The sequence below is a fragment of the Bradyrhizobium sp. UFLA06-24 genome (assembly GCF_054967145.1).
Genome location: NZ_JADFUE010000010.1, coordinates 137,731 through 158,469 on the forward strand (window position 1 = coordinate 137,731; position 20,739 = coordinate 158,469).

The following is a 20,739-nucleotide window of genomic DNA, read 5'->3' on the forward strand; positions in this document are numbered from 1 at the left end:
TCGTTATTCCGCTGCCGCGCGCTCGCTGGCGCGCAGGGCCAAGAATCGTTCGGCCTCGAGGGCGGCCATGCAGCCGAGGCCTGCGGCCGTCACGGCCTGGCGGTAGGTTTCGTCAGCGACGTCGCCGGCGGCGAACAGCCCGGGCACGGAGGTCGCGGTCGAGTTCGGAGCGACCTCGACATAGCCCGAGGGTTTCAGCTTGATCTGGTCCTTCACGAGCTCAGTCGCCGGCGCATGGCCGATCGCGATGAAGACGCCGTCGGTCTTCAGGTCCGTCAGCGCGCCGGTCTTGACGTTTTTCAGCCTGACATGGGTGACCTTGTTCGGGTTCTCGGTGCCGCAGATCTCGTCCACGGCGGAGTCCCAGACCACCTTGATCTTCGGGTGCTTGAACAGGCGCTCCTGCAGGATGCGCTCGGCGCGGAAGTGGTCGCGGCGATGCACGATGGTGACTTCAGAGGCATGATTGGTCAGGTACAGGGCTTCCTCGACCGCGGTATTGCCGCCGCCGACCACCACGACCTCCTTGTTGCGGTAGAAGAAGCCGTCGCAGGTGGCGCAGGCCGAGACGCCGCCGCCCTGGAATTTCACTTCCGATGGCAATCCGAGCCAGCGCGCCTGCGCACCGGTTGCGAGGATCACGGTGTCGGCGAGATAGACATCGCCCGAGTCACAGGTGAGGCGGAACGGCCGCTGCGAGGTCTCCAGCTTGGTGACGAGGTCGGTGACGATCCGGGCGCCGACATGGACCGCCTGCTTCTCCATCTGTTCCATCAGCCAGGGACCCTGGATCACGTCGGCGAAGCCGGGGTAGTTCTCGACGTCGGTGGTGATGGTGAGCTGGCCGCCCGCCTGCATGCCCTGGATCAGGATCGGCTCGAGCATCGCGCGCGCGGCGTAGATCGCCGCGGTGTAGCCGGCGGGGCCGGAGCCAATGATGACGACCTTTGCATGAACAGGAGCGGACATTTCGATGGACGCCTTTCACGGGGGATTTGCAGCGCGGGCGCGGAACGTGCCGGGAGGCCTCGCGGAGGCGCTGAAATATCAGAGCTAATCTAAGCCTTCTGGTGAGCCATGCAAGAATTGCATTCCCAATCGGCGGATTTTTCCAACAAGGAACAAAAGTCGGTCGGGCTGAACACGCAATAAAATTGCGCAGAGGGGCGGGACTGGTTATGAGGATTGCATCAGACCCACCCGATACCGCCATGAAGGCCAGGAGTTCCAATCACGTGTCGCGGAACCTAGACGAGATCGACCTCAAAATTCTCGCCGAGATCCAGGCCGACGGCCGAATCACCAATGTGGAGCTCGCCAAGCGGGTCGGTATTTCGCCCCCGCCGTGCCTGCGCCGGGTCCGGGCGCTGGAGGAGGAGGGCTACATCCATGGCTACCGCGGGCTCTTGGATGCGCGAAAGCTCGGCTTCGACGTCACGGTGTTCGCTGCCGTTCATCTCTCCAGTCAGGCCGAGGCCGATTTGCGCGCCTTCGAGGAGTTCGTCCGCGCCGAGCCCCTGGTGCGGGAATGCTGGATGCTCTCGGGCGAGGTCGATTTCATTCTGAAATGCGTCGCCCCCGACATGGCGACCTTCCAGGATTTCGTGACGCATCTGACCGCCGCGCCTCACGTGCGCAACGTCAGGACGTCGCTGGTGCTGCACAATTCAAAGTATGAGGCGGCGGTGCCGCTGGACGTGAAGGGAAGACGGTAGGGCTGCCGCACGGTCACGGCATCGCATAGACCCGCAGTCGTCGTACGGCCATGCCATGGCCGGCGGGATCGGCCGGGATCTTGCCGGCATAGTCCATCGGCGCCGTGGAAAAGCGGATGTCGGTCCGGCCCTTGATGGAGCCGTCGGTGTGGATCGCGGCGACCGGCTCGCCGTCAACCGCGAACACGACGTCGCTCGCCGTCCACAGCACGCCGAAGTCGTGGAACGCGTCGGGGAAGCTCTCGCCGAAACGGCTGTCGAAACCGACCGCGATCGGAAATTTGCCGTCGATCCTGTTGTTGTTGTGCAGGGTCATCCGGTCGATGTTGGGAAAATGCACCTCGCAGATGTCGATCTCGAAATGATCCTCTGTGACCAGCCAGAAGGCGTTGTTGAGTCCGTCGATGTCGGCCGCCTTGATGCTTGCCTCGTAGTAGCCGTAGCCGAAATGCTGACGACTGATCATGAAGCCGGTCGACCATTGCGCATGGCAGCCGGTGCTCGCGTTGGTCCGGAGCAACAGGCCGGCCGCAGTGGCAACGACATTGTCCGGACGCCGGCAGGACTTCAGGTAATCGTCCGATTGCCGCAGCCAGTCGGAATTGAGTGCCCCTGGATCTGTGAAGTCGGTCGCGACGACAGGCTTGACGCGTCCCTCTCGGAATTGCGCGATCGCCTTTCGGTCGGCCTCGGTCACGGGACGTCGCGTTCCCCATGGCTGGTCGGGATTGCCCCAGGTCAGCTTTTGCAACGTCGCGGCAACCGACGGCTCTCCCAACGTGATGCCAAAGACGAAGCTGGTTGCGATTGCGCCTAACCGGAACCGTCTTGAGCCGATCACGAGAAACTCCTCAAAAAGGTGCCAGCACCCGCCTGCCGGCCTCGCTCACGCTGCCGCAGCGGGTGAGGTCGAATTGCGGATCGCCGGTCCAGGAATAGTAGATCAACCCGGTCAGACGTCCCTCCCGCGCAAGCTGGGCGAAATCGCCCATCATCTCCTGCACGAGGACTGCGTGATCTTTCTCCTCGGGAGCGGAGCAGGCCCTGCTCGCATAGGAAAAGCCCCATTCCGTGATCCAACAAGGTTTGCCGCTGGCGGAGCAGATCGGATCGACCAGTGCCCGCAGAGCGCGCATGCGATGGACGGCAGAAGCCTTGTCGCCGGGATGATCACCCCAGGGATAGGTGTGCAGATTGTAGGCGTCGACAAGCCGGTCGAGGCCATGCGCACGCAAGAAGGCCATGATCGCTCCGATACTGACGCCGTCATAGGGCTTCGGCGTTGGCCAGGGGCCTTCCTGTTCGATGTCGACGAGGCTCGTCGGCAGGAGAGGCGTTCGCTTGTTCAGGCGTGAGCGATCCCGCGCCTGCTTCAGCGCCTCGAGCACCTTCAGATATTGCAGATAGCCTTTGGCGACCTGCTGCCCTTCGGGATCGCTCGACAGATCGGCGAGCCCAAGCACGCGACCTCCGCCGGGCAGGCGGAAATCCGGATCATTGCCGGCCATGTTGATCTCGTTCTCCAGTTCCAGGCCGGCGAGTGTTAGGCCGCTCGCGTCCAGCTTGCCCAGCAAGTCCTGGAAGTACTGGGCCGAACGCTCGGGATCGAGCGCGGACAATGGCGGCCCCGGCCACATGCCCGGAAACTCCTTCGGCCGAAACGGCCGCTCGGGCGCGCCGGGCGTGTAGAGGCCGTGGAGGATGAGAACCGCTGAGATCCGATGAGCCTGGGCGCGCTTGATGAAGTCGAGGTTCTTGTCCTCATCCTGCGCATACATGCCGAAGCGGATGATTTGTACGCCGGCAGACTGCAGCTCGCTCAGCTTCGCGTTCTGCTCCTCCACGCTGAACTGGATCGGACGGACGAAATCGACGCCGCGGAGCACGTCGCGCGCCTGAGCGGCGGCCGCCTGGATGTCGGTACTCAGGAATAGGCCCAGGGCCGCGAAAAGAGCGACGTGGGGAACGCGCATTCTGTTCATCGCGTGCATTCGCAGTTGGTTTTCACGGCGCGACCACGCGGAGCGACTGCACCAGCATGTCGTGGGTTTCGGGATGATCCGGCACCGTCCCGCCCGCCCAGTCGCCGAGTGCGGTGGAGAGGCGGATGGTTGCGGCTCCGTTCACGGCGCCAGGGTGCGGACGGCGGCGATCGGCGCACCATCGATCTCGTAAACCAAATCGGCCGGCGTCCGCAGCAGCCCGACGTCATGAAAACCGGCTGCGAGATTTTCCTTGAAGGTTGCACCCCAGCCCATCCCGGCGTGCTGACCCGCGTTTGCGGGTGGCCAGTACTGCAGACCGAGATGGACGTAGCTCGGATAACGGGCTTCGGCGATGTCGATCTCGAAATTGTCGGCAGTCGTGAGCCAGACGGCGTTGTTGAGACTCTTGATGTCGGCGATCTTGATGCGTGCCCCGAAGAACCCGTCACCGTATGTGGACTTGCTCGCCGCATCGGCGCAATTCCAATTCCAGCCGCGCATCGCGCGGATCACGCCCGCACCCTGGCGGTTCCGTGGTGAATGGCGGCTGAAGGTCCTCGCGCGGGCGACACGAAAAAGGCCGCGCAAGGCGCGGCCCCGATCGCTTATTCGTGAGCGGCGTGTTACCGCCACTCCACCTTGGTGATCTCGTACGCCTTGGCGCCGCCGGGGGCGTTGACCTCGACGGTCGAGCCCTTCTTCTTGCCGATCAGCGCGCGCGCCAGCGGCGAGGTGATCGAGATGCGGCCCTTCTTGGCGTCGGCCTCGACCTCGCCGACGATCTGCCACACCGTCTTCTTCTCGGTATCCTCGTCGACCAGCGTCACGGTGGCGCCGAACTTGATGGTGTCGCCGGAAAGCTTGGAGATATCGATGATGTCGGCGCGCGCCAGCTTGTCCTCGAGCTCGGCGATGCGGCCCTCATTGTGGGACTGCTCTTCCTTCGCGGCGTGGTATTCCGCGTTTTCCGACAAGTCTCCGTGCGAGCGCGCCTCGGCGATATGCTCGATAATGCGCGGACGGTCCTCGGACTGGCGCTTCTTCAATTCTTCCCCGAGTGCGGCAAAGCCGCTCGCAGTCATCGGAACCTTTTCCATCTCTTCTCTCGTCCTTCGGACCCCGCGTCCCGACAGAAGGGCGCGGCGACCTTGATTCGTCAGTAAGTCCGGGGCTGAAAACGCCGCCGCCGGCGTTATGTGGGTCTGGCGCCGGAACAGAACAACCACATGGCCGGACAGTTCCTCCGGCCATTGTGGCTTCATTGCCAATCACTTAGCGCAAGGCTTGACCCTCAGGGGCTGGCCTCCCGCGCGCGATCAGGTTCCCGAAAAGTAGCTCTGCAGGGTCCGAACCTCAAGGTCCCCACCCAGATAGGCGCGGATGCCCTGCGCGGCCGCCACGGCCCCGGAAAGAGTGGTGTAATACGGTACTTTATGCAAGAGGGCCGCGCGCCGCAGCGATCGGCTGTCGGCGAGCGCCTGCGGGCCTTCGGTGGTGTTGAGAACGAGCTGGACGTCCCCATTGGTGATGGCGTCGACGATATGGGGCCGTCCCTCCAACACCTTGTTCACCTTCTCTGCCGGGATGCCCTGATCGGTCAGGAAGCGCGCCGTACCCGAGGTCGCCAGCACCTTGAAGCCAAGCGAATGCAGCTGACGCACGGCTTCGGCGATGCGGACCTTGTCGCTCTCGCGCACCGAGACGAACACCGTGCCCTTGCGCGGTACTCGCGTGCCGCCTCCGAGCTGACTCTTGGCGAATGCCACCGCGAAGGAGCGGTCGATGCCCATGACCTCGCCGGTCGAGCGCATCTCCGGACCAAGCACCGTGTCGACGCCGGGGAAGCGGGCGAACGGGAATACCGATTCCTTCACGCCGACATGTTTGAAGTCGCCCTTCTTCAATTTGAAGTCGGCGAGCTTCTCGCCGGCCATGATGCGCGCGGCGATCTTGGCGACCGGCGTGCCGATCACCTTGGCGACGAACGGCACCGTGCGCGAGGCGCGCGGATTGACTTCGAGCACGTAGATCTCGCCGTCCTTGATCGCGTATTGCACGTTCATGAGGCCGACGACGTCGAGGCCGAGCGCGAGCTCGCGCGTCTGTCGCTCCAGCTCCTCGATCATTTTGGCGTCCAGCGAGTGCGGCGGCAACGAGCAGGCGCTGTCGCCGGAATGGATGCCGGCTTCCTCGATGTGCTCCATGATGCCGACGATGAAGGTGTCCTTGCCGTCGCACAGGCAGTCGACGTCGATCTCGGTCGCGTCGGATAGATAGCGGTCGAACAGCAGCGGGTTCTTGCCGAGCACGGTGTTGATCTGCCCGGTCTTGTCGTTCGGGTAGCGCGCCTTGACGTCGGCCGGCACCAGCTCGGGCAGCGTGCCGAGCAGATAATCGTTGAGCTGGTTCTCCTCACGGATGATCTGCATCGCACGGCCGCCGAGCACGTAGGACGGGCGCACCACCAGCGGCAGGCCGAGATCGGCGGAGACGAGCCTCGCCTGCTCGACGGAATAGGCGATGCCGTTCTTCGGCTGCTTCAGGCGAAGCTTGTCGAGCACGCGCTTGAAGCGGTCGCGGTCCTCGGCAAGATCGATCGCGTCGGGCGAGGTGCCGAGAATCGGCACTTCGGCGGCTTCGAGCGCGCGGGCAAGCTTGAGCGGGGTCTGGCCACCGAACTGCACGATCACGCCATGCAGCGTGCCGTTGCTGCGCTCCTTCGCGATGATCTCCAGCACGTCTTCGGCGGTGAGCGGCTCGAAATAGAGCCGGTCGGCGGTGTCGTAGTCGGTCGACACCGTTTCCGGATTGCAGTTGACCATGATGGATTCATAGCCGGCGTCGTGCAGCGCGAAGCAGGCGTGGCAGCAGCAATAGTCGAACTCGATGCCCTGGCCGATGCGGTTCGGGCCGCCGCCGAGGATGATCACCTTCTTCTTGTCCGACGGCGTGCTCTCGTCGGCGGCGCTGCCGGCAAACGGGGACTCGTAGGTCGAGTACATGTAGGCGGTGGGTGAGGCGAATTCGGCCGCGCAGGTGTCGATGCGCTTGTAGACCGGGCGGACGCCGAGCGCGTGACGCTTGGCGGTGACCTCGGCTTCCGTCGTCTCGGCCAGCACGGCCAGCCGCGCGTCCGAGAAGCCCATGGTCTTGAGCGTGCGCATTCCGAACGCATTGCCGGGCAGGCCGTGCTTCCGGACCTTCTCTTCCATGTCGACGATGCCGCGCATCTCGCCGAGGAACCACGGATCGATCTTGCAGGAGTTGAAGATGTCCTCGTTCGACCAGCCGAGACGCATGGCTTGCGCGACCTGAAGAATGCGGTTCGGGGTCGGCGTTCCGAGCGCAGCGCGGATCGCGTTCTTGTCGTCGTCGCGGCCGAGACCCTCGATCTCGATCTCGTCGAGGCCGGTCAGCCCGGTCTCGAGCCCGCGTAGCGCCTTCTGCAGGCTTTCCTGGAAGGTGCGGCCGATCGCCATGACCTCGCCGACCGACTTCATCGAGGTCGTCAGTGTGGAAGAGGCGCCGGGGAATTTCTCGAAGGCGAAACGCGGGATCTTGGTCACCACGTAATCGATCGTCGGCTCGAACGAGGCCGGGGTCGCCCCGCCGGTGATGTCGTTGGCGATCTCGTCGAGCGTATAGCCGATCGCGAGTTTTGCGGCGACCTTCGCGATCGGGAAGCCGGTGGCTTTCGAGGCCAATGCCGACGAACGCGACACGCGTGGGTTCATCTCGATGACGACCATGCGGCCGTCCTCGGGGTTGACGCCGAACTGCACGTTGGAGCCGCCGGTCTCCACGCCGATCTCGCGCAGCACCGCCAGTGAGGCGTCGCGCATGATCTGATATTCCTTGTCAGTCAGCGTCAGCGCCGGCGCCACCGTGATGGAATCACCGGTGTGCACGCCCATCGGGTCGAGGTTCTCGATCGAGCAGACGATGATGCAATTGTCGTTCTTGTCGCGCACCACCTCCATCTCGTACTCCTTCCAGCCGAGCACGGATTCTTCGATCAGCACTTCGTTGGTGGGAGACGCGTCGAGGCCGCGCTCGATGATGTCGAGGAACTCTTCCTTGTTGTAGGCGATGCCGCCGCCGGTGCCGCCCATGGTGAAGGAGGGGCGGATGATCGCGGGCAGGCCGATCTCGGACAGCGCCATCATGGCCTGGCCGAAGGCGTATTCCTGGTAGCGCTTGCGGCGGTCGCTCTCGCCGAGCGCCCATTGCCGATCGAGCTCTTCGAGTGCAGCGCCCGACAGCTTCTCGCGTTCGGCGTGGTACTTGTCGCGGAAGGACTTCTTCAGCTCGGAGGCATTGGCGAGGCGCGACTTCGGTGTCTCGAGCCCGATCTTGGTCATGGCCTCGCGGAACAGCTGGCGATCCTCGGCCTTGTCGATGGCGTCGGCCGTCGCGCCGATCATCTCGACGTCGAACTTCTCGAGCGTGCCCTGCCGGCGCAGCGAGAGCGCGCAGTTCAGCGCGGTCTGGCCGCCCATCGTCGGCAGCAGCGCGAAGCCGCCGGGAACGACGTGGCGCTCCTTCTCGATGATCTTGGCGACGATCTCGGGCGTGATCGGCTCGATATAGGTCGCATCGGCCAATTCCGGGTCGGTCATGATCGTGGCCGGGTTGGAATTGACGAGGACGATGCGATAGCCCTCTTCCTTCAGCGTCTTCACCGCCTGCGTGCCCGAATAGTCGAACTCGCAGGCCTGGCCGATCACGATGGGACCGGCGCCGATGATAAGGATGGTCGAGATGTCGGTTCGTTTAGGCATCACCGCTCGCGGGCTGGAATCTGGGCACAAAAAAAGGGCGCGCTTGCCGCGCGTCCCCTTGTGCGAGAGCGCGGGGTCTTCCCTCGCGCGCGGGTGGGTCTTAGACCAGTTTTCGGGGCGGCGAAACCCCGAAAAACGCCCATCAACCGGCAATTTTGACCGGTTTCGGCCGCGCCTGCCAGCCACGGGCGAGGTGCACCAGAAGTGAGGCTGCAACACTCGTTCCGCCGATCCAGCCGAGGTCGTCTGGCGACAGCGCGGCCAGTACCGCCCCGCCCAAGGCGCCACCGATGGCGAAGCCCAGGTACATCGCGGAGGCATTGAGCGAGAGCGAGATCATCGAGGCCTGGGGCTCGACCCTGATGATGCTGGCGATCTGAGCCGGATAGAACGCCCAGCCCGAGAGGCCCCAGAGGAAGATCGCGCCGAGCACCGCATAATGCGCCTGGCTCGGCATCAGCTTCAGAACCAGCGAATGGAGGATCAAGGCGCTTGCCATGCCGGCGAGGCCCAGGGCTGCGGTCGCGACCGTGCCGAGCCGGTCCGCCAGGATGCCGCCGAGCATGTTCCCGATCGCGGCCGCGGCGCCGAACACCAGCAGCGCAAGACTGATCCGCGAGGCGTCGAAGCCGAGACCGCGCAGCGGGACTGCGAAATAGGTGAACACGGTGAAGCCACCCAGCGCCCATAAGATCGTGATCACAAGCGCGACCAGGACATTGTGGTGGCGCGCGACAGCCAGCCTTTCGCCGAGCGAGGCCGTATTGCGCGGCAGGCCGCGGGGCAGGCCAAGCAGCAGACCGGCGAGGGCGACAGCGCCGAGCATTGCGACCATGGCGAAGGTCGTACGCCAGCCGAGCAGGCTGCCGACGAGATTGCCGAGGGGAACGCCGACGACCGTCGCGACCGTGAGGCCCGAAGTGACCAGCGCCACCGCGCGGCCGCGCCGCTCCGGCGAGGCGACTGCCACGGAGACCGCGAGCGCCGTCGGCATGCAAAGGCCGGAGCCCAGCGCCATCAGCATGCGCGAGGCCAGCAGCAGGGCGTAGTTGGACGCGACCATCGCGGCGAGGTTTCCGGCAATGAAGGTCGACAGTGCCAGCGCCAGAACGGTGCGACGGTCGATGTTGTTGAGCGCCACGGCCAGGATCGGCGAGCCCACGGCATAGGTGGGGCATACGCGGTGACCAACTGACCGGCGGCCGAGACCGAAATCGAGAGGTCATTGGCGATTTCCGGCAAAAGCCCAGCAATGACAAAGCTTTCAGTGCCGATCGCGAAGGCCCCAAGGGCCAGCCAGAACACGCTCATGGGACGGAATCCTTATGTTCAATGTTTATTGAACTATCGAAGGTGGCGATTTAGAAGTCAATTGGTTCAAGAACTATTGAACATTTCGAGCGGACGGTTATGATGCCCGGATCATGAGCCGCACGCCTCCCCACCCCACGCGTGAGCAGATCGAGCTGCCCCTCGTTCTGGATTGCCTGAGCGATCCGATCCGGCTCGCGATCGTGTATCAGCTCGCCCAGCAGGAACGTGTCAGCAGCGAGCTGTGCTGCGGCGACTTCAATGGGCTCGCCGGCAAGTCGAACCTCGCCTATCACTTCGCCAAACTGCGTGAATGCGGTCTGATGCTGACGCGCGTCGCGGGCACCAACCGCTTCATGCGGCTGCGCCGCGAGGATCTCGAGGCGCGCTTTCCAGGTCTGCTCGATGCGGTGCTGAAGTCAGCGGCTAAGGATGCAGAGCGATTGCAGCTGCTGCCGGCGTGCGACGTGGTCGAGGTGGGCTAATCTGTCTGCGCCACGCCCGGCTTCGCCCTTCGGGCTTCGCCGCGGCAACCTTCGCTACGATGTGGCTCGCCGAGCCGAAGCTGGCGGAGCCAGCGAAGGCTGGAGGCCCGGCCTGGATTTGAACCAGGATGAAGAGCGATGCACCGCTCCCGCGTAGACGCTTCCGCCACCGGGCCGCAGCGATCATGTCCGATCGGAATGCGACAAGCCACCACAGGCGGTCCTTATGCTTAACGAACCAGCGGCGGCCGAGCGATGAAGGTCATGCGCCAGCGATTGTGGCCGATATTGGTGGCGGCGCGCTGGCTGGCGAACCCCGCCGCCTTCAGCTTGGCCGTCATCTCCGCCTCGCTGTAGCGCTGGAGCCCGATGCGCGTGCGCAGATGGCGGTAATCCGACAGCGCGGTGCTGATCAAGCCGATCAGCGCGTCCTTGAAGAAGCCGTTGCGCAGCCCGAAGGAGAGCAGTGCCGCCACGTCCCTGAACATGCCGACATGCGGCTGCAGGATATCGCCGAGCACCAGCTTGCCTGATGGCTTCAAGATCCGCCTGATATTGAGCAGCGCGGCATCGAGCTCTTCCGCCGACATATATTGCGCGACCGAGTTCATCACGACGAGGTCGATGGACTGGTCCTGCATCTTGCGGACGTCGTCGAGGGAGCGGACACGGATCTTGGTATTGGGCGCAAACCGCGCGATCAGCCGGCCGCGCACACCGGGCGCGGGTTCGGCCAGGATCAGCTGGCCGCAGGCCGACGCCACCTGGTTCGCCGACAGCGCTTCGCCGCAGGCATAGTCGAGCACCGTCGCGTCGGGCGAGGTGATGTAGCCGATGATGTCTCGCGCGATGATCTGGAAGTGCAGATCGCGATGCAGCTTGCTGACATAGATCGTATGCGTCGAGTCGTAATAGTCGATCCAATCGTCCATGGTGTTCCCGCCCAGCGGTTCCGATCACGGAACTGCATTGCCCGCCTTGCGTTAGGGGTGCGACGGCGCGCCGTCAATGTCCGCGTCCTAACAGGAAGGTTTCCCGTGAGCAAAGCCCACAGCAAGGTCTCGCCCGATCTCGACACCCCCACCGATCTGCAGCCCCAGGCGGTCAACAAGGTTTCCGAGGCGCTCAACGTGCTTCTGGCCGATGCCTTCGCGCTGTACCTCAAGACCAAGAATTTCCACTGGCACATCAGCGGCCGGCATTTCCGGGATTATCATCTGCTGCTCGACGAGCATTCCGAGCAGATCTTCGCCACCACCGATCAGCTCGCCGAGCGCGTGCGCAAGATCGGCGGCACCACGCTGAAGTCGATCGGCCAGGTCGCCAAGCTCCAGACCATCAAGGACAACAACGAGGACTACGTTCCGCCGCGCGAGATGTTGCGCGAGCTGATGCAGGACAACAAGCATGTCGCCAGCGCGATGCGCAAGGCGCACGAGATCTGTGACGAGGCCGGCGACGTCGCCAGCGCCAGCATCCTGGAGAATTTCATCGACGAGACCGAGCGCCGGACCTGGTTCCTGTTCGAAGCGACGCGACAGGAAGGCGGCAACGAGGCGTAGGGGCACACTGCCGTTGGGCAAAGCGCAGCGTGCCCACGCATTTTTCGCGATCGATAGATGTGGTGGGCACGGCGCGCAAGCCTTTGCCCACCATACGGCACCCGTGGCTGTCGCTTACCGCCACAACCGCATCAATGCGCCGTGCTTGCCCGTGACCGGATCGGCGGGTGGCCGCGCGACTTTCGGAATGGTCTCCAACGCCTCGGCGTGGTTCTCCGGCGTCGGCCGCGTGATCTCCATCTTCGCGCCCGGCGGATACGCGCCGATCACGCAGAAATCCTCACTCGCCTTGATGCACTGATGCCCGGTGCCTGCGGGGAGGATCGCGACATCGCCCGCCTTGATCTCCAGCTCCTGACCGCGATCGCCGCCGAAGCGAACGCGGGCATGACCGCGCGCGACGCCGAGCACCTCATGCACGGTCGCATGGTAGTGCAGATAATCGAAAATGCCGTTGCGCCACGTGCCGCCCCAATCGTTCGTTTCGAACAGGTTTTCGATGGTCTGTTCGGGCTGCTTTGGATCGAGCGTCAGCGCCCCCTGGTAGACCAGGAAGGGGAGAATGTTGTTCGGCACGAGCCCGTCATCCTCGAAGACGATGGCGAGCGGTTCGGCATGGTCGCGCACGACGGACATGGGAGACTCCGGCAGCAAACAATTCAGGGAATCAAAACGGCGCGCGCGCCCTTGTTCCTGAGCCCGCACGCGACTTGACGGAGATCAAGGCGCAGACCGGCAGCCGGAGGCAGCAAGTCAACGGGAAAGGGAATGGAACGCCATGTATGCTTCCGATGTTGCGCAGCGCCATTTTTCAGCGGCGATCGATGAGGCCGAGACGAGCGGCCTTGGGCACGAAGCCGTGTGCCGCGCCTTGCTCAATCTCGTGATCTCGAAATATCTGGAGACGAGGTCCGTGGCCGACATCCAGGCCGAGCTGCGCTTCATCGCCGAGAACTGCGGTCCCGACACGGACTTCATGTTCATGCGTCCGTGACGGGGTAATCGCCGGCGGCCATGTCCGCCGGCGTCCTTGGCTCCTACGCGCTCTTCTTCTGCCGCATCAGATCGGCGAAGCGCTGGAAGAGATAGTGCGAGTCCCGCGGGCCCGGCGAGGCCTCGGGGTGGTACTGCACCGAGAACACCGGCTTGCCATCGAGCTGGATGCCGCAGTTGGACCCATCAAACAAGGAAATGTGGGTCTGCGTTGCGCCCTTTGGCAGCGTCGCCTCGTCCACCGCAAAACCGTGGTTCATGGAGGTGATCTCGACCTTGCCCGTGGTCTCGTCCTTGACGGGATGATTGGCGCCGTGATGGCCCTGATGCATCTTCTTGGTCTTGGCGCCGACCGCAAGGCCCAGCATCTGATGGCCGAGGCAGATGCCGAAGGTCGGCGTGCCCGACTTGATGACGTCCTGGATGACAGGCACCGCGTATTTGCCCGTCGCGGCCGGATCGCCCGGACCGTTCGACAGGAAGACGCCGTCCGGCTTCATCGCCAGGATGTCTTCCGACGAGGTCGTCGCCGGCACCACCGTCACCTTGCAGCCGACGCCGGCGAGCAGTCGCAGGATGTTGCGCTTGATGCCGTAGTCGATGGCGACGACGTTGAACTCGGGCTTGTCCTGGCGGCCAAATCCCTTGTCCCACAGCCAGGGCGTCTCGTCCCAGGTGAAGCGCTGGCCGGAGGTGACCATCGGCACGAGGTCCATGCCTTCGAGGCCGGGCCATTCGCGCGCTTCTTCCTTCAGGCCATGCAGGTCGAACTCGCCGTCCTTGGCGTGTGCGATCACGGCATTGGGCATGCCCTTGCTGCGGATCAGCGCGGTCAGCGCGCGCGTGTCGATGCCGGAGAGACCGATGATACCGCGCGCCTTGAGCCAGGCGTCGAGATGCTTGGTGGCGCGGTAGTTCGAGGGATCGGTGATGGCGGTGCGCAGGATCACCCCGCGCGCACCCGGCGTCGCGGCCATGTTCACCGTCTCGATGTCTTCCTCGTTGGTACCGACATTGCCGATATGCGGGAAGGTGAAGGTGATGAGCTGGCCGGCATAGGAGGGATCGGTGAGGATCTCCTCATAGCCGGTCATCGCGGTGTTGAAGCAGACCTCGCCGACGGCGTGGCCCTCGGCGCCGAGACCGAAGCCTTCCAGCACCGTGCCATCGGCAAGCACCAAGAGCGCGGTCGGTTTGTGGTCCGGCCAGGCGGGATCGTTGTCATGTTGTGTCATGAGCGCGTTTCATAGTCCCCCCGCGCGCGCCCGTCAAAGCAGAGAAGGGCCGATTCACATGCGTTTTTGCATATTTGACGGCCGGCCAAGGCGCCTGACCGGCCCTTGAGCCGGAACCGGCAATTTTGAGACGTTTGGGACCCCGATGGGGAAACAATGCGCCGAGGGGAAGGTCCGGTATGGCCTCTTTCCGGCGAACGGCTTAGATCAGGCCAGATCGAACCAGAGGACCCCGGCCATGCTGCGCGACGACATCAACAATGCGGTCAAGGAGGCCATGAAGGCCAAGGACGAGCGCAAGCTGTCCACGCTGCGCATGGTCAACTCGACCATCAAGAACGCCGACATCGACGCCCGCGGCAACGGCAAGCCGCCGCTGTCGGATGCCGACCTGCTCGCCGTGCTGCAGAAGATGATCAAGCAGCGCCAGGAGGCGGTCGAGCTCTACGACAAGGGCGGCCGCGCCGAGCTTGCCGCGCAGGAGCGCGAGGAGATCGCGGTGATCTCGGCCTACCTGCCGAAGCAGATGTCGGAGGACGAGGTCAAGAAGGCGATCGCGGACGCGATCGGCGAGACCGGCGCCGCCGGCATGAAGGACATGGGCAAGGTGATCGCGGTGCTGCGCGGGAAGTACGCGGGACAAATGGATTTCGGCAAGGCCAGCGGCCTCGTGAAGGCTGCGCTGACGGGCTAGGTGCTTTACCCTCGCCCCTTGCGGGAGAGGGTGGCTCGCCGCGTAGCGGCGGGACGGGTGAGGGGTCTCTCTCGGCACATTCAACGCTAGCGATTCGCGGATGGATACCCCTCATCCGGTGCTGCGCGCCACCTTCTCCCACAAGGGGAGAAGGTGCATCTTGTCACGGCTACGATCCGGTCTACTCTCCCCCGATAAGTAAATCGGGACGCCGCCGATGACAGCCATCAAGCCGTTTCGCATCGCCATCAGCGACGACATTCTCGCCGACCTCAAGTCGCGCCTCGCGCGCACGCGCTGGCCGGAGGCCGAACTGGTCGACGACTGGAGCCAGGGCGCGCCGCTGAAATGGATCCAGGAGATCTGCGCCTACTGGGCGAATGACTACGACTGGCGCGCGCGCGAGGCAAAGCTCAACCGCTTCGACCAGTTCACCACCGAGATCGACGGGCTCGACATTCACTTCCTGCATGTCCGTTCGAAGGAAACGAACGCGCTGCCTCTGATCATCACCCATGGCTGGCCCGGCTCGATCGTCGAATTCCAGAAGGTGATCGCGCCGCTCACCGATCCCGTCGCCCATGGCGGCAATCCTGCAGATGCCTTTCATGTGATCTGCCCATCGCTGCCGGGCTTCGGCTTCTCCGCCAAACCCAGGACTCCCGGCTGGGGCGTCGACCGTATCGCCGCGGCCTGGGCCAAGCTGATGGACCGGCTCGGCTATCCAAGATACGGCGCGCAAGGCGGCGACTGGGGCTCGGCGGTGACGACCTCGCTGGGCGCGCAGGATGCGGAGCACTGCGCCGGCATCCACATCACGCTCGCCTTCAATTCGGCGCCGAAAGTCGAGGGCGAGCCGACGCTGGAAGAAAAGCGCGCACTCGCCGGCCTCAAGCACTACGTCGATTTCGACTCCGGCTATTCGAAACAGCAGTCGACGCGGCCGCAGACGCTCGGCTACGGGCTCACGGATTCGCCGAGCGGGCAGGCCGCCTGGATCCTGGAAAAGTTCTGGGCCTGGACCGATTGCAACGGTCACCCCGAAAACATCTTCAGCAAAGACGAGCTGCTCGACAACGTGATGCTGTACTGGGCCACGGAGACGGCGACGTCGTCGGCGCGGCTCTATTGGGAAAGCTTCGGCAAGCGCCGGACAACGCCCAAGGTGGAGGTGCCGACCGGCGTGGCGGTGTTTCCGAAGGAGATCATCACGCCGGTGCGGCGCTGGATGGAGCCCAACTTCTCCCATATCACCCACTGGAGCGAGATGGAGATGGGCGGCCACTTCGCTGCCTTCGAGCAGCCGGAGCTGTTCGTGTGCGACGTCAGGAAATTCTTTGCGACGGTGCGGTAGCTCCGCCGTCATTCCGGGCTCGCCCTGCGGGCGCCCCGGAATGACCCCGCGGGGCTTGTTCCGCGTATTCCCGGCTCTAGACTGCGCCATAACAACAAGACACCGGGAAGACGACCAAGCCCATGCTGACCGAAGCTGCAACCTACGACGAGCTCTATCGCAACTTCCGCTGGGATATCCCCGCGCGCTTCAACATCGCGGAGGCCTGCTGCGACCGCCACGCTGACGGCGCTGGCCGGCTCGCACTTGTCTATGTCGACGAGAACGGCGCCACCACACGCACCTCCTTCGATGAGGTCGCTGATACATCGCGCCGCTTCGCCAACGTGCTGAAGGCGGACGGACTGGTTCGGGGCGACCGCGTCGCGGTGTTCCTGTCGCAGTCGCTGGAATTGCCGGTTGCGCATATGGCGGCGTTTCGTTCCGGCATGATCTCGATTCCATTGTTTGCGCTGTTCGGTGAGGACGCGCTCGAGTTTCGGCTGTCGAATTCAGAAGCCAAGGCCGTTGTCACCGACCAAGCCGGCTGGGAGAAGCTGGCCAAGATCCGGGACCGGCTGCCGGACCTGAAGAACGTCTACATCGTCGGCGAGCGCGCACCCGCGGGCACGGCATCGTTCTGGGACGCGGTCAGGAGCGCGTCGCCCGACTTCACCCATGTCGACACCTCGTGCGACGATCCCGCCTTGATCATCTACACCTCCGGCACCACGGGTAATCCCAAGGGCGCGCTGCATGCGCATCGCGTCGTGCTCGGCCATCTCCCCAATGTCGAGATGTGCCACAACTTCTTGCCCCGGCCCGGCGATCTGATGTGGACTCCGGCCGACTGGGCCTGGATCGGCGGCCTCATCAACGGCCTGCTTGCGTTCTGGTATCATGGCATTCCGCTGGTCGGCCATCGCGCGCGAAAATTCGAGCCGCAGGCGGCGATGCAGATGATGGCCGATCTCGGCGTGCGCAACGTGTTCCTGCCGCCGACCGCGCTCAAGCTGATGCGGCAGGCGGGCGTGAAACATCCCGGCGTTAAGCTGCGCAGCATCTTCACCGGCGGTGAATCGCTCGGCGGCGAATTGCTCGGCTGGGTACGCGAGACCTTCGGCATCGACGCGCATGAGGTGTTCGGCCAGACCGAGTGCAATCTCGTGATCGGCAGCAACTCCAATCTGTTCCCGATCCGGCCCGGTTCGATGGGCAAGGCGACGCCGGGATTTGATGTCCGCATCGTCAACGACAAGGGCGAGGAGCAGCCACGGGGGCAGCGCGGCATCATCGGCGTGCGCCAGCCATGCCCCGTCACCATGCTCGAATATTGGCGCAATCCCGAGGCGACGGCAAAAAAATACGCCGGCGAATTCCTGCTCACCGGCGATCTCGGCGTGCAGGATGAGGACGGCTATTTCTGGTACGTCAGCCGCGAGGACGACGTCATCACCACCGCGGGCTATCGCGTCGGCCCGTCCGAGATCGAGCATACGCTGATGAAGCATCCGTCGGTGGCGATGGCGGCCGTGGTCGGCATTCCCGATCCGATCCGTACCGAATCGATCAAGGCCTGGATCGTCTTGCGTCCGGGGTTTGCGGCGAGCGATGCGCTCGCCCGCGAGATCCAGGAGTTCGTGAAGGTGCAGCTCGCGGCGCACGAATATCCGCGCCTGGTCGAATTCGCCGAGACCCTGCCGATGACCGCGACAGGCAAGGTGCTCCGGCGCGAGCTGCGGGAGCGAGGTTAGCTTCGGACCATGCCAACGACGTCTCAAGCGCGAGGCTTCACCGCACATCGCTAGACGTCGACAGAGCGGATCGCAGCGTCGCCGCGAGATCCTGCCGCTTGAACGGTTTGGTCAGAACCCGGGCATCGCCCCCGTCGGGCATCTTGACCGGATCTTGGCTGTAGCCCGAGGTGAAGAGCACCTTGAGACCGGGCCGTATGGCCGTTGCCTGCAGCGCGAGTTCCGGCCCGAACATGCCGCCGGGCATGACCACGTCGGTGAACAGCAAATGGACGTCGCCGGGCTCGCGCAAGACTTCCAGCGCCGCAGGCCCGTTCGCCGTCGCGATCACGCGGTAGCCGAGCGTTCTCAACTCGCTCTCGACATAGGCTCGGACCATGTCGTCGTCCTCGACGACCAGGATGGTCTCGCTTCCGTCGGGCGCATTGTTCCGTTCCGGCGAAGCCGGGTCCTCGTTCGGCGCCGCGGCGATACGGGGGAAGAACAGCCTGACGACGCTGCCTTGCCCCTGCGCGGACTGCATCTGCACGAGGCCGCCGGATTGTTGCGCGAACCCGTAGACCATGCTCAGGCCGAGTCCCGTGCCCTTGCCGACCTCCTTGGTGGTGAAGAACGGCTCGAATGCGCGGTCCGCAACGTCGGCCGCCATGCCGCATCCGGTATCCGTCACGGCCACCATGACGTAGTCGCCTGGCCGCGGCTCGCCGTTGACGTCGAGGTCGGAAGCGCCGAGCGAGCTGTTGCAGACTTCGACTGTCAGTTTGCCGCCGTCCGGCATCGCATCGCGCGCGTTGAGCACGAGGTTGAGCAGGGCAGTCGCCAGCTGGCCGGGATCGACGCTGGCGGGCCACAAATCCGCGCCGAACGCGAAACTGCATTCGATGTGCTCGCCGAGCGATCGGCGCAACAATTGCTCCATGCCGAGGACCTGCTTGGCGATGTCGATCTCGCGTGGCCTCAAGGGCTGCTTGCGCGCGAAAGCGAGCAGGCTGCGCGTCAGATCGGAGCCGCGCTCGGCTGCCGTCGCGATGTCGCCGGCGATTTTGCTCAATTCCTTGTTGCCCGCCAGCCGGTCGGCAAGATGCTCCGAATTGCCGAGGATGACGGTGAGGAGATTGTTGAAATCGTGCGCCACGCCGCCGGTGAGCTGGCCCATGGCCTCCATCTTCTGGGACTGGCTGAGCTTGTGGCTGAGGTCCGCGATGGCGGCGCGCTGCTGCTCGAGCGACTCCGCGGTGCCGTTGAGCAGGGCCATCAGTCCGCCAAGCTCGCCGCTCGGATGCGGCGGCGGAATGCGCGCGCTGAGGTCGCCGAGTTCGAGCCGCTTCGCCATTGTGGCCAGCCGTCCCACCTGGCGCCCGACGCTGACGGTTGCAAGAAGCCAGATGCCGGCGAGCAGCAGCAGCGAAGCGACCGCGAGGATCGCCATGTCCTCGTAGAGCCGGCGGTTCGCCGCCGCGACCAGCCCGTCCTTGGACCGGCCGACCAGGATGATGAGGCCGGCATCGCGAATCGAAGGCGAGCGGGCGACGCCCCAGACCTGGGTGCGGCCGCTGCGATCGGTCACCTCGCGCGACGCCTCGCCATCGGGCGCCACGGCGAAGCGGAACAGGTCGGAGCCCGCGATCGAGGCACCAACGGGCTCACTCCAGCCGCCCGTCTTGGGTGCGACGAGAACAGTCCCCTTGCTGTCGGTCAGCAGAATCTCCTTCTCGGCAAGCAAGCGCTTGTCGTGAAATTCCGCGAATTTGTTCAGGTTGAACGAGGCGAGCAGCACGAATTTCAGCGCGCCGGCGTCCGATCGCACGGGATAGGCGATCTGGAGCACCGACATTCCGGTGAGGCGGCCGAACACCGGCTCAACAGCGACGGCGCCCTGCGAGACCTTTGCCTGCTTGAAGTAGGCGCGATCATTCAGATCGAGCGTGCGATTGGTCCGAAGCGAGTCGCAGAACAGGCGGCCGTCGGGATCGATGGTCAGGATTCCCGTGAACTGCGGATATTCCTCCCGCACGTCAGACAGAAATGCCGAGCACGCCGCCTTGTCGCGGGTGTCGAGGTCGCGGGCGCGGGCCAGACCGTAGTGGAGCTGGGCTGTGCCTTGGATCTTCTCGCTCAGATCGCTCGCGATGTCGTCGGCGGACGCAGTCAGATCAGCCCGCGCCGCGTTGATCTCGCTGATCCGGTTCTGCACGAATCGCAAGCCGACGAGGCACGCCGGCACCAGCATCGCCGCGATGACGAGGATCAGTAACCGGGTACGCAGGCTCATCGTTGGGGCGGTCCGCTGTTCGCGCGTGTCTGATCGAAGGTACAATTTGCGGCACGATCGTCTGCGCAGTCCATAGGCAACGCGCGCAAATTGCAGCAAAGGTCAAAGATTCCGCGCTCGCGTGCATTGCAGCCCCGCTACAATCTTTCCGATGCTGGAAAGTTGCACGTGGGCGCGGCGGCGCTAATATCTCGGTCTGCGCACGACGAGAGATCGCGCCGATATGGGGAGGAAGCTGATGTCCATCTCGGGCAAGGTCGATCCTGTAATCCGTCCCGTTGCGGCGACCGACATCGCCGAAGCGCTGGTCGAGGGCCTGCGCGACGTCCAGGCGCTGCCGCTGTATGGCATTGCTTTCGGTGCGCTCTACGCCGCCGGCGGTATCACGATCATGCTCTGTCTCACCGCCTTCGGCATGGTTTATCTCGTCTATCCGCTGGCAGCCGGCTTCGCGCTGATCGGGCCATTCGTGGCGATCGGCCTTTATGAGGTGAGCCGCCGCCGCGAGCGCGGCGAGCCGGTGTCCTTTGCCGCGATCTGGTCTGCGATACGCTCCCGCAGCGAGATCGGCTGGATGGCCTTCGTCACGCTGTTCGTCTTCGTGATCTGGATGTATCAG

Annotated in this window: 19 protein-coding genes, 1 tRNA gene and 1 pseudogene; 8 read left to right on the plus strand and 13 right to left on the minus strand. The window is 64.4% G+C overall.

What is annotated here, in order from left to right; translation table 11 throughout:
- Positions 1-3 precede the first annotated feature (3 nt).
- The gene (gene trxB / locus IF809_RS11575; RefSeq protein ID WP_462837634.1) at positions 4-969 is read right to left on the minus strand and encodes a thioredoxin-disulfide reductase; all 966 of its coding nucleotides are present in this window, start codon (positions 967-969) and stop codon (positions 4-6) included.
- A gap of 266 nt (positions 970-1,235) precedes the next feature.
- Between trxB and IF809_RS11580 the strand changes: the two genes are divergently transcribed.
- Complete coding sequence (locus IF809_RS11580) at positions 1,236-1,715, plus strand: Lrp/AsnC family transcriptional regulator (protein WP_027534298.1); 480 nt, start codon at positions 1,236-1,238, stop codon at positions 1,713-1,715.
- 13 nt (positions 1,716-1,728) lie between these two features.
- On the opposite strand, the gene IF809_RS11585 is transcribed toward IF809_RS11580, so the two are convergent.
- From IF809_RS11585 to IF809_RS11615, 7 genes and pseudogenes are all read right to left on the minus strand, one after another.
- Positions 1,729-2,556 (minus strand): glycoside hydrolase family 16 protein, encoded by an 828-nt coding sequence (locus IF809_RS11585; protein WP_462837635.1) that lies wholly within the window; start codon positions 2,554-2,556, stop codon positions 1,729-1,731.
- Positions 2,557-2,566: 10 nt separating this feature from the next.
- Positions 2,567-3,688, minus strand: a complete 1,122-nt coding sequence (locus tag IF809_RS11590; RefSeq protein ID WP_462837636.1) for a hypothetical protein — start codon at positions 3,686-3,688, stop codon at positions 2,567-2,569.
- A gap of 31 nt (positions 3,689-3,719) precedes the next feature.
- On the minus strand, positions 3,720-3,842 hold the full coding sequence (locus IF809_RS11595; RefSeq protein WP_283815012.1) for a hypothetical protein: 123 nt from the start codon (positions 3,840-3,842) through the stop codon (positions 3,720-3,722).
- On the minus strand, positions 3,839-4,213 hold the full coding sequence (locus tag IF809_RS11600) for a family 16 glycosylhydrolase (protein ID WP_462837637.1): 375 nt from the start codon (positions 4,211-4,213) through the stop codon (positions 3,839-3,841). Before IF809_RS11600 ends, IF809_RS11595 begins: the two co-directional genes overlap by 4 nt.
- A 110-nt stretch (positions 4,214-4,323) precedes the next feature.
- Entirely contained in the window at positions 4,324-4,797 is a 474-nt protein-coding gene (greA, locus tag IF809_RS11605) for a transcription elongation factor GreA (RefSeq protein ID WP_018318257.1), read from the minus strand.
- 219 nt (positions 4,798-5,016) lie between these two features.
- Entirely contained in the window at positions 5,017-8,481 is a 3,465-nt protein-coding gene (gene carB / locus IF809_RS11610) for a carbamoyl-phosphate synthase large subunit (protein ID WP_462837638.1), read from the minus strand.
- Between the two features lie 142 nt (positions 8,482-8,623).
- A pseudogene (locus IF809_RS11615) lies at positions 8,624-9,792 on the minus strand (MFS transporter).
- Between the two features lie 113 nt (positions 9,793-9,905).
- Here IF809_RS11615 and IF809_RS11620 point away from each other — a divergent pair.
- Positions 9,906-10,277 (plus strand): ArsR/SmtB family transcription factor, encoded by a 372-nt coding sequence (locus tag IF809_RS11620; RefSeq protein ID WP_128968286.1) that lies wholly within the window; start codon positions 9,906-9,908, stop codon positions 10,275-10,277.
- Between the two features lie 100 nt (positions 10,278-10,377).
- Here the strand turns inward: IF809_RS11620 and IF809_RS11625 are convergent.
- Both IF809_RS11625 and IF809_RS11630 read right to left on the minus strand, forming a co-directional pair.
- Positions 10,378-10,453: transfer RNA gene (locus IF809_RS11625), tRNA-His, on the minus strand.
- Between the two features lie 54 nt (positions 10,454-10,507).
- Positions 10,508-11,209 carry a class I SAM-dependent methyltransferase gene (locus IF809_RS11630; RefSeq protein ID WP_453980476.1) on the minus strand — a complete coding sequence of 234 codons (702 nt, stop codon included), beginning with the start codon at positions 11,207-11,209 and terminating at the stop codon, positions 10,508-10,510.
- Between the two features lie 105 nt (positions 11,210-11,314).
- On the opposite strand from IF809_RS11630, the gene IF809_RS11635 reads away from it, so the two are divergent.
- Entirely contained in the window at positions 11,315-11,839 is a 525-nt protein-coding gene (locus tag IF809_RS11635; RefSeq protein WP_462837639.1) for a Dps family protein, read from the plus strand.
- Between the two features lie 114 nt (positions 11,840-11,953).
- Here the strand turns inward: IF809_RS11635 and IF809_RS11640 are convergent, their stop codons facing one another.
- The gene (locus tag IF809_RS11640; RefSeq protein WP_453993144.1) at positions 11,954-12,475 is read right to left on the minus strand and encodes a hypothetical protein; all 522 of its coding nucleotides are present in this window, start codon (positions 12,473-12,475) and stop codon (positions 11,954-11,956) included.
- Between the two features lie 142 nt (positions 12,476-12,617).
- On the opposite strand from IF809_RS11640, the gene IF809_RS11645 reads away from it, so the two are divergent.
- The gene (locus IF809_RS11645) at positions 12,618-12,833 is read left to right on the plus strand and encodes a hypothetical protein (protein WP_462837640.1); all 216 of its coding nucleotides are present in this window, start codon (positions 12,618-12,620) and stop codon (positions 12,831-12,833) included.
- A gap of 43 nt (positions 12,834-12,876) precedes the next feature.
- Here the strand turns inward: IF809_RS11645 and carA are convergent, their stop codons facing one another.
- Entirely contained in the window at positions 12,877-14,067 is a 1,191-nt protein-coding gene (gene carA, locus IF809_RS11650; RefSeq protein WP_128968281.1) for a glutamine-hydrolyzing carbamoyl-phosphate synthase small subunit, read from the minus strand.
- Between the two features lie 238 nt (positions 14,068-14,305).
- Here carA and IF809_RS11655 point away from each other — a divergent pair, with 238 nt between their 5' ends.
- From IF809_RS11655 to IF809_RS11665, 3 genes are all read left to right on the plus strand, one after another.
- Complete coding sequence (locus tag IF809_RS11655; RefSeq protein ID WP_453993140.1) at positions 14,306-14,761, plus strand: GatB/YqeY domain-containing protein; 456 nt, start codon at positions 14,306-14,308, stop codon at positions 14,759-14,761.
- Positions 14,762-14,978: 217 nt separating this feature from the next.
- On the plus strand, positions 14,979-16,115 hold the full coding sequence (locus tag IF809_RS11660; RefSeq protein ID WP_462837641.1) for an epoxide hydrolase family protein: 1,137 nt from the start codon (positions 14,979-14,981) through the stop codon (positions 16,113-16,115).
- 122 nt (positions 16,116-16,237) lie between these two features.
- Entirely contained in the window at positions 16,238-17,848 is a 1,611-nt protein-coding gene (locus IF809_RS11665; RefSeq protein WP_462837642.1) for an acyl-CoA synthetase, read from the plus strand.
- Positions 17,849-17,885: 37 nt separating this feature from the next.
- Here IF809_RS11665 and IF809_RS11670 read toward each other — a convergent pair whose 3' ends face one another.
- Positions 17,886-20,120 carry an ATP-binding protein gene (locus IF809_RS11670; protein ID WP_462837643.1) on the minus strand — a complete coding sequence of 745 codons (2,235 nt, stop codon included), beginning with the start codon at positions 20,118-20,120 and terminating at the stop codon, positions 17,886-17,888.
- Between the two features lie 238 nt (positions 20,121-20,358).
- On the opposite strand from IF809_RS11670, the gene IF809_RS11675 reads away from it, so the two are divergent.
- The coding region (locus tag IF809_RS11675; RefSeq protein WP_462837644.1) for a DUF2189 domain-containing protein at positions 20,359-20,739 on the plus strand (381 nt) is incomplete at its 3' end.

Coding starts and splice junctions, on each gene's coding strand:
- trxB (WP_462837634.1), bottom strand. CDS start 969: ATGTCCGCTCCTGTTCATGCAAAGGTCGTCATCATTGGCTCCGGCCCC.
- IF809_RS11590 (WP_462837636.1), bottom strand. CDS start 3,688: ATGCGCGTTCCCCACGTCGCTCTTTTCGCGGCCCTGGGCCTATTCCTG.
- greA (WP_018318257.1), bottom strand. CDS start 4,797: ATGGAAAAGGTTCCGATGACTGCGAGCGGCTTTGCCGCACTCGGGGAA.
- carB (WP_462837638.1), bottom strand. CDS start 8,481: ATGCCTAAACGAACCGACATCTCGACCATCCTTATCATCGGCGCCGGT.
- IF809_RS11620 (WP_128968286.1), top strand. CDS start 9,906: ATGAGCCGCACGCCTCCCCACCCCACGCGTGAGCAGATCGAGCTGCCC.
- IF809_RS11630 (WP_453980476.1), bottom strand. CDS start 11,209: ATGGACGATTGGATCGACTATTACGACTCGACGCATACGATCTATGTC.
- IF809_RS11640 (WP_453993144.1), bottom strand. CDS start 12,475: ATGTCCGTCGTGCGCGACCATGCCGAACCGCTCGCCATCGTCTTCGAG.
- IF809_RS11645 (WP_462837640.1), top strand. CDS start 12,618: ATGTATGCTTCCGATGTTGCGCAGCGCCATTTTTCAGCGGCGATCGAT.
- carA (WP_128968281.1), bottom strand. CDS start 14,067: ATGACACAACATGACAACGATCCCGCCTGGCCGGACCACAAACCGACC.
- IF809_RS11655 (WP_453993140.1), top strand. CDS start 14,306: ATGCTGCGCGACGACATCAACAATGCGGTCAAGGAGGCCATGAAGGCC.
- IF809_RS11660 (WP_462837641.1), top strand. CDS start 14,979: ATGACAGCCATCAAGCCGTTTCGCATCGCCATCAGCGACGACATTCTC.
- IF809_RS11665 (WP_462837642.1), top strand. CDS start 16,238: ATGCTGACCGAAGCTGCAACCTACGACGAGCTCTATCGCAACTTCCGC.
- IF809_RS11670 (WP_462837643.1), bottom strand. CDS start 20,120: ATGAGCCTGCGTACCCGGTTACTGATCCTCGTCATCGCGGCGATGCTG.